The 13,946-nt window shown below is 66.7% G+C and carries 10 protein-coding genes; all 10 read left to right on the forward strand.

Going from position 1 to position 13,946, the window contains the following annotated elements:
• Positions 1-38: 38 nt before the first annotated feature.
• Entirely contained in the window at positions 39-473 is a 435-nt protein-coding gene (gene rplK, locus HNR57_RS10820; RefSeq protein WP_003992325.1) for a 50S ribosomal protein L11, read from the forward strand.
• 77 nt (positions 474-550) lie between these two features.
• Positions 551-1,276 (forward strand): 50S ribosomal protein L1, encoded by a 726-nt coding sequence (gene rplA / locus HNR57_RS10825; RefSeq protein ID WP_033308987.1) that lies wholly within the window; start codon positions 551-553, stop codon positions 1,274-1,276.
• Positions 1,277-1,403: 127 nt separating this feature from the next.
• Positions 1,404-2,258, forward strand: a complete 855-nt coding sequence (locus HNR57_RS10830) for an SCO4651 family lipoprotein (protein ID WP_184559304.1) — start codon at positions 1,404-1,406, stop codon at positions 2,256-2,258.
• 91 nt (positions 2,259-2,349) lie between these two features.
• Positions 2,350-3,177: an SCO4651 family lipoprotein gene (locus tag HNR57_RS10835; RefSeq protein ID WP_184559306.1), complete on the forward strand. Its 828-nt coding sequence runs from the start codon at positions 2,350-2,352 to the stop codon at positions 3,175-3,177.
• Positions 3,178-3,485: 308 nt separating this feature from the next.
• Positions 3,486-4,016: a 50S ribosomal protein L10 gene (rplJ, locus tag HNR57_RS10840; protein WP_033308984.1), complete on the forward strand. Its 531-nt coding sequence runs from the start codon at positions 3,486-3,488 to the stop codon at positions 4,014-4,016.
• 115 nt (positions 4,017-4,131) lie between these two features.
• Positions 4,132-4,521 carry a 50S ribosomal protein L7/L12 gene (rplL, locus tag HNR57_RS10845; protein ID WP_033308983.1) on the forward strand — a complete coding sequence of 130 codons (390 nt, stop codon included), beginning with the start codon at positions 4,132-4,134 and terminating at the stop codon, positions 4,519-4,521.
• 571 nt (positions 4,522-5,092) lie between these two features.
• On the forward strand, positions 5,093-8,578 hold the full coding sequence (gene rpoB / locus HNR57_RS10850) for a DNA-directed RNA polymerase subunit beta (protein WP_184559308.1): 3,486 nt from the start codon (positions 5,093-5,095) through the stop codon (positions 8,576-8,578).
• Between the two features lie 94 nt (positions 8,579-8,672).
• Positions 8,673-12,572 (forward strand): DNA-directed RNA polymerase subunit beta', encoded by a 3,900-nt coding sequence (locus HNR57_RS10855; protein ID WP_184559310.1) that lies wholly within the window; start codon positions 8,673-8,675, stop codon positions 12,570-12,572.
• Between the two features lie 160 nt (positions 12,573-12,732).
• Positions 12,733-13,251 carry a DUF1707 and DUF4190 domain-containing protein gene (locus tag HNR57_RS10860; protein WP_184559312.1) on the forward strand — a complete coding sequence of 173 codons (519 nt, stop codon included), beginning with the start codon at positions 12,733-12,735 and terminating at the stop codon, positions 13,249-13,251.
• 322 nt (positions 13,252-13,573) lie between these two features.
• The gene (gene rpsL / locus HNR57_RS10865) at positions 13,574-13,945 is read left to right on the forward strand and encodes a 30S ribosomal protein S12 (RefSeq protein WP_003948652.1); all 372 of its coding nucleotides are present in this window, start codon (positions 13,574-13,576) and stop codon (positions 13,943-13,945) included.
• Position 13,946 lies beyond the last annotated feature (1 nt).

A 13,946-nucleotide genomic window follows, 5' to 3' on the forward strand; every position in this document is an offset into this window, starting at 1 on the left:
GCGCAGGCAGGACCCGAATCGAAAGGACCCGGAGAGCTATGCCTCCCAAGAAGAAGAAGGTCACGGGGCTCATCAAGCTCCAGATCCAGGCCGGTGCCGCCAACCCGGCCCCGCCGGTCGGCCCCGCGCTGGGTCAGCACGGCGTGAACATCATGGAGTTCTGCAAGGCCTACAACGCCGCGACCGAGTCGCAGCGTGGCTGGGTGATCCCGGTGGAGATCACGGTCTACGAGGACCGTTCCTTCACCTTCATCACCAAGACGCCGCCGGCCGCGAAGATGATCCTGAAGGCCGCGGGCATCGAGAAGGGCTCCGGCGAGCCGCACAAGACCAAGGTCGCGAAGATCACGCGTGACCAGGTCCGTGAGATCGCCACGACCAAGATGCCCGACCTCAACGCCAACGACCTGGACGCCGCCGAGAAGATCATCGCCGGCACCGCCCGTTCCATGGGCGTCACGGTCGAGGGCTGAGCCCCAACCTCCATCAGCAGAAGTGGCAGGGCCTGCTCGGCCCGGACCACGACTCCTAAGAATCCACAGGAGCAGTAGTGAGCAAGCGCAGCAAGTCCCTTCGCGCTGCGGACGCCAAGGTCGACCGGGAGAAGCTCTACGCCCCGCTCGAGGCCGTCCGTCTCGCCAAGGACACCTCCACGACCAAGTTCGACGGCACCGTCGAGGTCGCCTTCCGCCTGGGTGTCGACCCGCGCAAGGCCGACCAGATGGTCCGTGGCACCGTGAACCTTCCGCACGGCACCGGCAAGACCGCCCGGGTCCTGGTCTTCGCGACCGGTGACCGTGCTGCGGCCGCGGAGGCCGCGGGCGCCGACATCGTCGGCTCCGACGAACTGATCGACGAGGTGTCGAAGGGCCGTCTGGACTTCGACGCCGTCGTCGCCACCCCGGACCTCATGGGCAAGGTCGGCCGCCTCGGCCGCGTGCTCGGTCCGCGTGGTCTGATGCCGAACCCGAAGACCGGCACCGTCACCCCCGACGTGGCCAAGGCCGTCACCGAGATCAAGGGCGGCAAGATCGAGTTCCGCGTCGACAAGCACTCGAACCTGCACTTCATCATCGGCAAGTCGTCCTTCGACGACACCAAGCTGGTGGAGAACTACGGCGCCGCGCTGGAGGAGATCCTCCGTCTGAAGCCGTCCGCCGCCAAGGGTCGCTACATCAAGAAGGCCGCCATCAGCACCACGATGGGCCCCGGCATTCCGGTCGACCCGAACCGCACCCGCAACCTCCTCGTCGAGGAGGACCCGGCCGCGGTCTGAGCCTGAGGCTCACCCAACCGGTCACGGGCCCCGCACCTCTTACAGGTGCGGGGCCCGTTCCCTTTTCCGGTACGTACGCCGGTGGCCTGGGTTAACGTGCGGGAACCGGATACGAACGGGGGGACGTATGCAGGGCACTACCGTGCGCCGCGTGGGCCTGGTGCTCGCGGCGACCGCGCTGACGGGGGTGGCCGCCTGCACTTCCCAGGACTCCTCCGACAGCCCCGGCCCGGACGACCGCGCCGCACGCGGGCGGTCCCTGGCGGCCCTGCGCTCCGCCGAGCGCGCCACCGAGCACGCCGCGTCCGCCCGGGTCGAGTCCACGACGACCATGGGCTCGCTGATGTCCATGACCGCCGACGGCACCCTCGGCTGGAGCGACGGCATCACCGGCACCCTCACCATCACGTACACCGGCGGCACCATGGCCGACACCATGCGCCGGCTCGGCACCACCTCGATGGAGGCCCGCTACCTGCCCGACGCGTACTACGCGCGCATGGGAGCGAAGTTCGCCGAGCAGACCGGCGGCAAGCACTGGATCCGGTACGCCTACAAGGACCTCGGAGCCCTCACCGGAGGCTCCGGCTCCCACCTCGGCGACCAGATGCGCAGCACCACCCCCAACCAGTCGGTGAAGCTCCTGCTGTCCTCCGGCGACGTCAGGAAGGTCGGCGAGGAGACCGTCCGCGGCCGGTCCGCCACGCACTGGTCCGGCACCGTGGCGGCGGCCGACGTAGCCGACGCCACGGTGAGGAAGCAGCTCACCGAGGCCGGAGTCACCACCGAGACCGTCGACATCTGGATCGACAAGCGGAACCTTCTTGTCAAGAAGGTCGAGAAGGCGCGGATGGCCACGGGCGTGATGACCCAGACCGCGCACTACGCCGACTACGGCGTCCGGGTCCGGGCCGAGCGGCCCCCGGTGTCCGACACCGGGGACTTCGAGGACCTGATGCGGAAGCGGACCGGTAAGCCCTGAGACCCGCCAATTCGCATAGATCACTTGTGCCCCTCTGGGATAGGCTCACGGCCTTGCTGTGAAGCAAGCACGTATTCCTTGGGGGGAATCAATGAGGACATCCATACCTGCCGCCGGGCTGGGCGCTCTCCTGCTCGCCGCCGGCGCTGTCGGCTGCGGCTCCGAGGAGTCGCCGGAGATGACGCCCGCGGCGGCCGTCGCCAAGGCGGCGAAGAACACGGAGGACATCACGTCCCTCCAGTACCGCATGAAGGGCACGGTCCCGGAGTCGGGCCGCGTCGAGGGTGAGGCGTCCATGCGCCTGAAGCCCACGATCGCCATGAGCATGAAGATGAAGGCGCCCGATCAGGCCGCCGGTGAAACCGTGGAGATCCGTCTCGTCGACAAGGCCATGTATCTCGGTGGGGGAGCCGAGATGGCCAAGGAGATGGACGGCAAGCGCTGGCTGAAGTTCGACCTCTCCGGCTCCGACGCGGCCAAGGACCTGGACAAGATGGGGTCCACGAGCCAGGCCGAGCAGAACCCGGCGGCGGAGTCCACCTTCCTCACGGGCGCCAAGGACGTGAAGAAGGTCGGCAGCGAGAAGGTCGACGGCGTCGAGACCACCCACTACACGGGCACGGTCACCCTCGCCGACCTGCGTGCTTCGCTGAAGGACAGCAAGGCGGAGAACCGCGAGCAGCGCGAGAAGAGCATCAAGCAGTACGAGAAGCTCGGCGTCGACAAGTTCACGATGGACATGTGGGTCGACGGCGAGGACCACACCAAGCAGTTCCGCATGAAGGGCCAGGCCGACAAGGGCCCGATGGACATGACCATCACCTTCCTCGACTACAACAAGCCGGTCACAGTCGAGGCCCCGCCCACGAAGGAAGTCGCGGACCTGGGCGAGATGTTCAAGGAGCTGGAGCAGGGCTGAACCGCCCCGCGCTGATCAGCCGTACGGGCGGATTTGCTTGACGGCGATCCGTTCCCGTACTCTCCTACAGAAGCCAAAGACCGCTGGTCGTTACCGCGCGCTCATCAGAGGGCGCGGTGGCCGAAGGATCCGCTGAACGGCGGACGACCCGCGCAGGTGACACTGGAGAAGCTCCCGGAGTCCGCCGCCTCGTGCGTGTGTGAACCCGGTTGAGCTACGCCCCGTGCGCTTGCGCCGGGGCGTTTCGTTTTCCCCAGTCCTCCTTCGGGTCCGCGCGGTCCGACACACCCGGAAGGAGGCCGAGGCTCATGGCGAGGCCTGACAAGGTCGATGCCGTCGAGGAGATGCGGGACAAGTTCCGCAACTCCAACGCTGCCGTCGTTACCGCGTACACCGGTCTCACCGTCGCGCAGCTCCAGCAGCTGCGTCGTTCACTCGGTGAGAACGCTCAGTACCGTGTGGCGAAGAACACGCTGACCAAGATTGCGGCCAACGAGGCCGGGATCACGACGCTGGACGACCTCTTTGCGGGTTCGTCGGCCGTCGCCTTCGTGACCGGTGACCCGGTCGAGGCGGCGAAGGGTCTCCGTGACTTCGCCAAGGACAACCCCAACCTCGTCATCAAGGGCGGCGTCCTTGACGGCAAGGCGTTGTCCGCCGATGAGATCAAGAAGCTTGCGGACCTCGAGTCCCGCGAGGTTCTGCTCTCCAAGCTGGCCGGTGCCATGAAGGGCAAGCAGTCCCAGGCTGCCTCTGTCTTCCAGGCGCTGCCGTCGAAGCTCGTCCGCACCGTGGACGCTCTTCGCGCCAAGCAGGACGAGCAGGGCGGTGCCGAGTAACTCGGCTCGCATCCCGGCCGCCGCTGCCTGAACGCGGCGACCGTCGCGGGCCAGTAGTACGCCCGCCTCACATGTACATCCGGCACCTGCCGAATTAGTGGAAGGACCGCCAATCATGGCGAAGCTCAGCCAGGAAGACCTGCTCGCGCAGTTCGAGGAGATGACCCTCATCGAGCTCTCCGAGTTCGTGAAGGCGTTCGAGGAGAAGTTCGACGTCACCGCCGCCGCTGCCGCGCCGGTCGTCGTCGCCGGTGGTGCCGCTGGTGGCGCCGCCGCCGAGGCCGCTGAGGAGCAGGACGAGTTCGACGTCATCCTCACCGGTGCCGGCGACAAGAAGATCCAGGTCATCAAGGTCGTGCGTGAGCTGACCTCCCTGGGTCTGAAGGAGGCCAAGGACCTCGTGGACGGCGCCCCGAAGCCCGTTCTCGAGAAGGTCGCCAAGGACGCCGCCGAGAAGGCCGCCGAGTCCCTCAAGGGCGCCGGCGCCTCCGTCGAGGTCAAGTAAGACCCTCGGATCCGACAGGATCCACAACACGTCCCGCTGGACGTGTAACGCGTAAGCGCGGAAGAGCGATCATCCATCCGGGTGGTCGCTCTTCGGCGTTCTCGGGGGTGGGCCACGGTTGCCTTGAAGCCCCGGTGACGGGGGGTATGGTGATCTTCGTCGTGTCTCCGGGCGGCCCCGGATCGGGCAGAGGGGCCTTGACGAACCGCACGCAGCGCGCAATTCTCAGGACGCGTCGTCACAGGATCCGAATCCGAGGCATGGATCGGCGACGAAGAGGGCAGTACTAACGTGCGTTGAGGGCAGCGCCTTGTCGCAGGAGTGGAACAACGAGGGTGAACACGGGTTCCAGGACCCGCACTGGACATCAGTGTGCCAAGTGGCTACACTGACCCTTTGCGCTGCCTGTTAGCTGTCCCCTGCCCGTCACCAGGGGTCTGCCCTCGCCCGAGCATCGATGACAAGACATGCCTGACCTGGCCTTTCGGCCCTCAAGGCACAGCTTGTCTCCGTGTACGGGAGAGGGGCCGGTACGCGCGTAGTGAGTCCGAGCCCTCGGAAGGACCCCCTCTTGGCCGCCTCGCGCAACGCCTCGACCGCGAATACGAACAACGCCGCCAGCACTGCCCCGCTGCGCATCTCTTTTGCAAAGATCAAGGAGCCTCTCGAGGTTCCCAACCTGCTCGCGCTGCAGACCGAGAGCTTCGACTGGCTGCTCGGCAACACCGCCTGGCAGAGTCGGGTCGAGGAGGCTCTCGAGAACGGTCAGGACGTCCCCACCAAGTCCGGGCTCGAGGAGATCTTCGAGGAGATCTCCCCGATCGAGGACTTCAGCGGGTCGATGTCGCTGACCTTCCGCGACCACCGCTTCGAGCCGCCGAAGAACTCGATCGACGAGTGCAAGGAGCGCGACTTCACGTACGCGGCCCCGCTCTTCGTCACCGCTGAGTTCACGAACAACGAGACCGGCGAGATCAAGTCCCAGACGGTCTTCATGGGCGACTTCCCGCTCATGACGAACAAGGGCACCTTCGTCATCAACGGCACCGAGCGTGTCGTGGTGTCGCAGCTCGTCCGTTCGCCCGGTGTCTACTTCGACTCCTCCATCGACAAGACGTCCGACAAGGACATCTTCTCCGCGAAGATCATCCCGTCCCGGGGTGCCTGGCTGGAGATGGAGATCGACAAGCGCGACATGGTCGGTGTCCGCATCGACCGCAAGCGCAAGCAGTCCGTCACCGTCCTGCTCAAGGCGCTCGGCTGGACCACCGAGCAGATCCTCGAGGAGTTCGGCGAGTACGAGTCCATGCGCGCCACCCTGGAGAAGGACCACACCCAGGGCCAGGACGACGCGCTGCTCGACATCTACCGCAAGCTGCGTCCGGGCGAGCCCCCCACGCGTGAGGCCGCGCAGACGCTGCTGGAGAACCTGTACTTCAACCCCAAGCGCTACGACCTGGCCAAGGTCGGCCGCTACAAGGTCAACAAGAAGCTGGGCGCGGACGCTCCGCTGGACGCGGGCATCCTGACCGTCGAGGACATCATCTCGACGATCAAGTACCTGGTGAAGCTGCACGCGGGCGAGACCGAGACGGTCGGCGACAGTGGCACCTCGATCGTCGTCGAGACCGACGACATCGACCACTTCGGCAACCGCCGCCTGCGCAGCGTCGGCGAGCTCATCCAGAACCAGGTCCGTACGGGCCTGGCGCGTATGGAGCGTGTCGTCCGCGAGCGGATGACGACCCAGGACGTCGAGGCGATCACGCCGCAGACCCTGATCAACATCCGGCCGGTCGTCGCCTCCATCAAGGAGTTCTTCGGCACCAGCCAGCTGTCGCAGTTCATGGACCAGAACAACCCGCTGTCGGGTCTCACCCACAAGCGCCGTCTGTCGGCGCTTGGCCCGGGTGGTCTCTCCCGTGAGCGGGCCGGCTTCGAGGTCCGTGACGTGCACCCCTCGCACTACGGCCGCATGTGCCCGATCGAGACGCCCGAAGGCCCGAACATCGGTCTGATCGGCTCGCTCGCCTCCTACGGCCGGGTCAACGCGTTCGGTTTCGTCGAGACCCCGTACCGCAAGGTGTTCGAGGGCCAGGTCACCGACGAGGTCGACTACCTGACCGCCGACGAGGAGGACCGCTTCGTCATCGCGCAGGCCAACGCGCAGCTGACGGACGACCTCCGCTTCGCCGAGGCCCGGGTGCTGGTCCGCCGTAAGGGCGGCGAGGTCGACTACGTCGGTGGCGAGGACGTGGACTACATGGACGTCTCGCCGCGCCAGATGGTGTCGGTCGCGACCGCCATGATCCCCTTCCTGGAGCACGACGACGCCAACCGTGCCCTCATGGGCGCGAACATGATGCGTCAGGCCGTGCCGCTGATTAAGTCCGAGTCCCCGCTCGTCGGCACCGGCATGGAGTACCGCTCCGCAGTCGACGCCGGCGACGTGGTCAAGGCCGAGAAGCCCGGTGTGGTCCAGGAGGTCTCCGCGGACTACATCACCACCGCCAACGACGACGGCACGTACATCACGTACCGCCTGGCCAAGTTCGCCCGCTCCAACCAGGGCACCTCGGTCAACCAGAAGGTCATCGTCAACGAGGGCGACCGGATCATCGAGGGCCAGGTCCTGGCCGACGGTCCGGCCACCCAGAACGGCGAGATGGCGCTGGGCAAGAACCTGCTCGTGGCGTTCATGCCGTGGGAGGGTCACAACTACGAGGACGCGATCATCCTGTCGCAGCGCCTCGTGCAGGACGACGTCCTCTCCTCGATCCACATCGAGGAGCACGAGGTCGACGCCCGTGACACCAAGCTCGGCCCCGAGGAGATCACCCGGGACATCCCGAACGTCTCCGAGGAGGTCCTCGCCGACCTCGACGAGCGCGGCATCATCCGTATCGGTGCCGAGGTCATCGCCGGTGACATCCTCGTCGGCAAGGTCACGCCCAAGGGTGAGACCGAGCTGACGCCGGAAGAGCGCCTGCTGCGCGCGATCTTCGGTGAGAAGGCCCGTGAGGTCCGTGACACCTCGCTGAAGGTGCCGCACGGCGAGACCGGCAAGGTCATCGGCGTCCGCGTCTTCGACCGCGAGGAGGGCGACGAGCTTCCCCCCGGTGTGAACCAGCTGGTGCGCGTGTACGTCGCGCAGAAGCGCAAGATCACCGACGGTGACAAGCTCGCCGGCCGTCACGGCAACAAGGGCGTCATCTCGAAGATCCTGCCGATCGAGGACATGCCGTTCCTGGAGGACGGCACCCCGGTCGACATCATCCTCAACCCGCTCGGTGTGCCGTCCCGAATGAACCCGGGTCAGGTCCTGGAGATCCACCTCGGCTGGCTCGCCAGCCGCGGCTGGGACGTCTCCGGCCTCGCGGACGACTGGGCGCAGCGCCTGCAGGCCATCGAGGCCGACCAGGTCGCGCCGGGCACCAACGTCGCCACCCCCGTCTTCGACGGTGCGCGTGAGGACGAGTTGGCCGGTCTGCTGAACCACACCATCCCGAACCGCGACGGCGAGCGCATGGTGCTCCCGACCGGTAAGGCGCCGCTGTTCGACGGCCGTTCCGGCGAGCCGTTCCCGGAGCCGATCTCCGTCGGCTACATGTACATCCTCAAGCTGCACCACCTGGTCGACGACAAGCTGCACGCCCGGTCGACCGGTCCGTACTCGATGATCACCCAGCAGCCGCTGGGTGGTAAGGCCCAGTTCGGTGGCCAGCGCTTCGGTGAGATGGAGGTGTGGGCGCTGGAGGCTTACGGCGCCGCGTACGCCCTCCAGGAGCTGCTGACCATCAAGTCCGACGACGTGACCGGCCGCGTGAAGGTCTACGAGGCCATCGTCAAGGGCGAGAACATCCCCGAGCCCGGCATCCCCGAGTCCTTCAAGGTGCTCATCAAGGAGATGCAGTCCCTGTGCCTCAACGTGGAGGTGCTGTCCTCGGACGGCATGTCCATCGAGATGCGCGACACCGACGAGGACGTCTTCCGCGCTGCGGAGGAGCTTGGCATCGACCTGTCCCGGCGTGAGCCGAGCAGCGTCGAAGAGGTCTGACGGGAGTCCGGCGGCCTTCGTCATGAAGGCCGCCGGCCCCAGGACCCCCGTATCAGACCCCATGACTTACAACCCTGAGAGGGATTGACGCATAGTGCTCGACGTCAACTTCTTCGACGAGCTCCGGATCGGTCTGGCCACCGCTGACGACATCCGTCAGTGGAGCCACGGCGAGGTCAAGAAGCCCGAGACGATCAACTACCGCACGCTCAAGCCCGAAAAGGACGGACTCTTCTGCGAGAAGATCTTCGGTCCGACCCGGGACTGGGAGTGCTACTGCGGCAAGTACAAGCGTGTCCGCTTCAAGGGCATCATCTGTGAGCGGTGTGGCGTCGAGGTCACCCGCGCCAAGGTGCGCCGTGAGCGGATGGGCCACATCGAGCTGGCCGCCCCGGTCACGCACATCTGGTACTTCAAGGGCGTCCCGAGCCGTCTGGGCTACCTGCTCGACCTGGCTCCCAAGGACCTCGAGAAGGTCATCTACTTCGCGGCGTACATGATCACGTACGTCGACGAGGAGCGCCGTACGCGCGACCTGCCCTCGCTGGAGGCCCACGTCTCCGTCGAGCGCCAGCAGATCGAGCAGCGCCGCGACGCCGACCTGGAGGCCCGCGCCAAGAAGCTCGAGACCGACCTGGCCGAGCTGGAGGCCGAGGGCGCCAAGGCCGACGTGCGCCGCAAGGTGCGTGAGGGTGCCGAGCGTGAGATGAAGCAGCTGCGCGACCGTGCGCAGCGCGAGATCGACCGCCTCGACGAGGTGTGGAACCGCTTCAAGAACCTCAAGGTCCAGGACCTGGAGGGCGACGAGCTGCTCTACCGCGAGCTGCGTGACCGTTTCGGCACGTACTTCGACGGCTCGATGGGTGCCGCGGCGCTGCAGAAGCGCCTGGAGTCCTTCGACCTCGACGAGGAGGCCGAGCGTCTCCGCGAGATCATCCGCACCGGCAAGGGCCAGAAGAAGACCCGTGCGCTCAAGCGCCTGAAGGTCGTCTCCGCTTTCCTGCAGACCAGCAACAGCCCCAAGGGCATGGTGCTCGACTGCGTGCCGGTCATCCCGCCGGACCTCCGCCCGATGGTGCAGCTGGACGGTGGCCGCTTCGCGACCTCCGACCTGAACGACCTGTACCGCCGTGTGATCAACCGGAACAACCGCCTGAAGCGCCTTCTCGACCTCGGTGCGCCCGAGATCATCGTGAACAACGAGAAGCGCATGCTCCAGGAGGCCGTGGACGCGCTGTTCGACAACGGCCGTCGTGGCCGTCCGGTCACCGGTCCCGGTAACCGCCCGCTGAAGTCCCTCAGCGACATGCTGAAGGGCAAGCAGGGTCGCTTCCGTCAGAACCTGCTCGGTAAGCGTGTGGACTACTCCGCGCGTTCCGTGATCGTCGTCGGTCCGCAGCTGAAGCTGCACCAGTGCGGTCTGCCCAAGGCGATGGCGCTGGAGCTCTTCAAGCCGTTCGTGATGAAGCGCCTGGTCGACCTGAACCACGCGCAGAACATCAAGTCGGCGAAGCGCATGGTCGAGCGCGGCCGCACGGTCGTGTACGACGTGCTGGAAGAGGTCATCGCGGAGCACCCGGTTCTGCTGAACCGTGCGCCCACGCTGCACCGCCTCGGCATCCAGGCCTTCGAGCCGCAGCTGGTCGAGGGCAAGGCCATCCAGATCCACCCGCTCGTCTGCACCGCGTTCAACGCGGACTTCGACGGTGACCAGATGGCCGTGCACCTGCCGCTGTCCGCGGAGGCGCAGGCCGAGGCCCGCATCCTGATGCTGTCCTCGAACAACATCCTCAAGCCGGCCGACGGCCGCCCGGTGACGATGCCGACCCAGGACATGGTCCTCGGTCTGTTCTTCCTCACCACCGACGGCGAGATGCGCGACCTCAAGGGCGAGGGCCGTTCCTTCGCCTCGGTCGCCGAGGCGATCATGGCCTTCGACGCGGGCGAGCTGTCGCTCCAGTCGAAGATCGACGTCCGCTTCCCGGTCGGCACCATCCCGCCGCGTGGCTGGACCCCGCCGGCGCGCGAGGAGGGCGAGCCCGAGTGGCAGCAGGGTGACAGCTTCCGGCTGAACACCACCCTGGGCCGTGCGCTCTTCAACGAACTGCTGCCCGAGGACTACCCGTTCGTCGACTACGAGGTCGGCAAGAAGCAGCTCTCCGAGATCGTCAACGACCTCGCCGAGCGCTACCCGAAGGTCATCGTGGCGGCGACGCTCGACAACCTGAAGGCGGCCGGCTTCTTCTGGGCGACCCGCTCCGGCGTGACCGTGGCCATCTCCGACGTCGTCGTTCCCGAGGCGAAGAAGGAGATCGTCCGCGGCTACGAGGCGCAGGACGAGAAGGTCCAGAAGCAGTACGAGCGCGGTCTGATCACCAAGGACGAGCGCACGCAGGAGCTCATCGCGATCTGGACCAAGGCGACCAACGAGGTCGCCGAGGCGATGAACGACAACTTCCCGAAGACCAACCCGATCTTCATGATGGTGAACTCGGGTGCACGAGGCAACATGATGCAGATGCGTCAGATCGCCGGTATGCGTGGTCTGGTGTCGAACGCGAAGAACGAGACGATCCCGCGTCCCATCAAGGCGTCCTTCCGTGAGGGCCTGTCCGTGCTGGAGTACTTCATCTCCACGCACGGTGCCCGTAAGGGTCTGGCGGACACCGCTCTGCGTACCGCCGACTCGGGTTACCTCACCCGTCGTCTGGTCGACGTCTCCCAGGACGTCATCATTCGCGAGGAGGACTGCGGCACCGAGCGCGGTCTGCGCCTCAAGATCGCGGACCGGAACGCCGAGGGCGGCCTGGTCAAGACCGAGGACGTCGAGACGTCCGTGTACGCGCGCTGCCTCGCCGAGGACATCGTGGTCGACGGACAGGTGCTGGCCCCGGCCGGTACCGACCTCGGCGACGTCCTCATCGAGGAGCTCGTGCAGCGCGGCGTCGAGGAGGTCAAGACCCGCTCGGTCCTGACCTGCGAGTCCGCCGTCGGTACCTGCGCGATGTGCTACGGCCGTTCGCTGGCCACCGGCAAGCTGGTCGACATCGGTGAGGCGGTCGGCATCATCGCCGCCCAGTCCATCGGTGAGCCCGGTACCCAGCTGACGATGCGTACCTTCCACACCGGTGGTGTGGCCGGTGACGACATCACCCAGGGTCTGCCGCGTGTCGTCGAGCTCTTCGAGGCCCGTACCCCGAAGGGTGTCGCCCCGATCTCCGAGGCCCAGGGCCGCGTGCGGATCGAGGAGACCGAGAAGACCAAGAAGATCGTCGTCACCCCGGACGACGGCAGCGACGAGACGGCGTTCCCGATCTCGAAGCGTGCCCGTCTCCTGGTCAGCGAGGGCGAGCACGTCGAGGTGGGCCAGAAGCTCACCGTGGGTGCCACCAACCCGCACGACGTGCTGCGCATCCTGGGCCAGCGTGCCGTCCAGGTCCACCTGGTCGGCGAGGTCCAGAAGGTCTACAACTCGCAGGGTGTGTCGATCCACGACAAGCACATCGAGATCATCATCCGGCAGATGCTGCGCCGCGTGACGATCATCGAGTCCGGCGACGCCGAGCTGCTGCCCGGCGAGCTGGTCGAGCGCTCGAAGTTCGAGCACGAGAACCGTCGTGTGGTCCAGGAGGGCGGTCACCCGGCTTCGGGTCGTCCGCAGCTCATGGGTATCACCAAGGCCTCGCTGGCGACGGAATCCTGGCTGTCGGCCGCCTCCTTCCAGGAGACGACGCGAGTGCTGACGGACGCGGCGATCAACGCCAAGTCCGACAGCCTCATCGGCCTCAAGGAGAACGTCATCATCGGTAAGCTCATCCCGGCCGGTACGGGTCTGTCCCGCTACCGCAACATCCGGGTCGAGCCGACCGAGGAGGCCAAGGCCGCGATGTACTCGGCCGTCGGCTACGACGACATCGACTACTCGCCGTTCGGCACGGGCTCCGGCCAGGCCGTTCCGCTGGAGGACTACGACTACGGTCCGTACAACCAGTAAGCGAGTCGCTTGAGTCGAAGGGCGGTCACCCCGCGGGGTGACCGCCCTTCGGCGTGTCCGCCGTCCGGCCGACACGCGGTGCCCTCTCGTGGACGCCATCTGTGCCGGAACCCGCGCTTCGGCGCATGATGGAAGGACTCCGGCCCCGGGGAGGTGCTCCGTGTCGCAGCCCTATCCGTCCTGGCAGCCCTGGCAGGGCCCTGGCGCCCCGTCGATGCTCGCGTCGCACGCCGACCGGGAGCGGGCCGTGGACGTGCTCAGAGCCGGGTACGGCGAGGGGCGCCTGGAGCACGGCGAATTCGAGAAGCGGGTCGGGCGGGCGTACGCGGCGCGGACCGTGGGGGAGCTGGCGCTGCTCGTCGCGGATCTGCCGCAGGGGCCGCTGACGCAGCCGGCCCCGGTCGCGCCGGTGCCGACGACGTTCCTGCCCGTGCCGCGGCCCCGGACCAACGGCAAGGCCGTCGCGGCCGGGGTGTGCGGGCTGCTGTGCGTGCCGACCATGGGGCTGACCGGGATCCCGGCCGTCGTGCTGGGGCATGTGGCCCGGGCCGAGATCCGCAGCCGGGGAGAGCTGGGGGACGGGCTCGCGCTGACCGGTCTCGTGCTCGGATGGTTGTCCACGGCAGGTTGGGCACTCGTTCTGGTGTTGCTGACGGTGGTGTCCGTCGTAGCATCCTGAACATATGCATTTCGGACACTCGCCGCCGAATTGAAGATCGACAACGGCCGAGGGGCTTGACATGTCCCGCCTGGCGATGCGGGCGGTGCCCATTTGTTTTGACCGCAGCGAATGCGGTAGGTACGCTCAGACCTTGTGCCTGGGGTGTGCCCTGGCTCGCGTGTGTGCCATGAACCGCACGGCGAGCTGATACACCGGCCACCGTAATCTGCGTTATTTCTGCCTGGCGGCGGAAGTCCGCGGGATTCGACACACCCGACCGCGTGGGTCGGCGACGTTCCAGGTTAGCTTCACCATTCGGCACACAGAAACCGGAGAAGTAGTGCCTACGATCCAGCAGCTGGTCCGCAAGGGCCGGCAGGACAAGGTCGAGAAGAACAAGACGCCCGCCCTCGAGGGTTCTCCCCAGCGCCGGGGCGTCTGCACGCGTGTGTTCACGACCACCCCGAAGAAGCCGAACTCGGCCCTGCGTAAGGTCGCGCGTGTGCGTCTGACCAGCGGGATCGAGGTCACCGCTTACATTCCGGGTGAGGGACACAACCTGCAGGAGCACTCCATCGTGCTCGTGCGCGGCGGCCGTGTGAAGGACCTGCCGGGTGTTCGCTACAAGATCATCCGTGGCTCCCTCGACACCCAGGGTGTCAAGAACCGCAAGCAGGCCCGTTCCCGCTACGGCGCCAAGAAGGAGAAGTAAG

Origin of the sequence: Streptomyces paradoxus, assembly GCF_014202475.1 — a bacterium.
GTDB classification, from domain to species: Bacteria; Actinomycetota; Actinomycetes; order Streptomycetales; family Streptomycetaceae; genus Streptomyces; species Streptomyces paradoxus.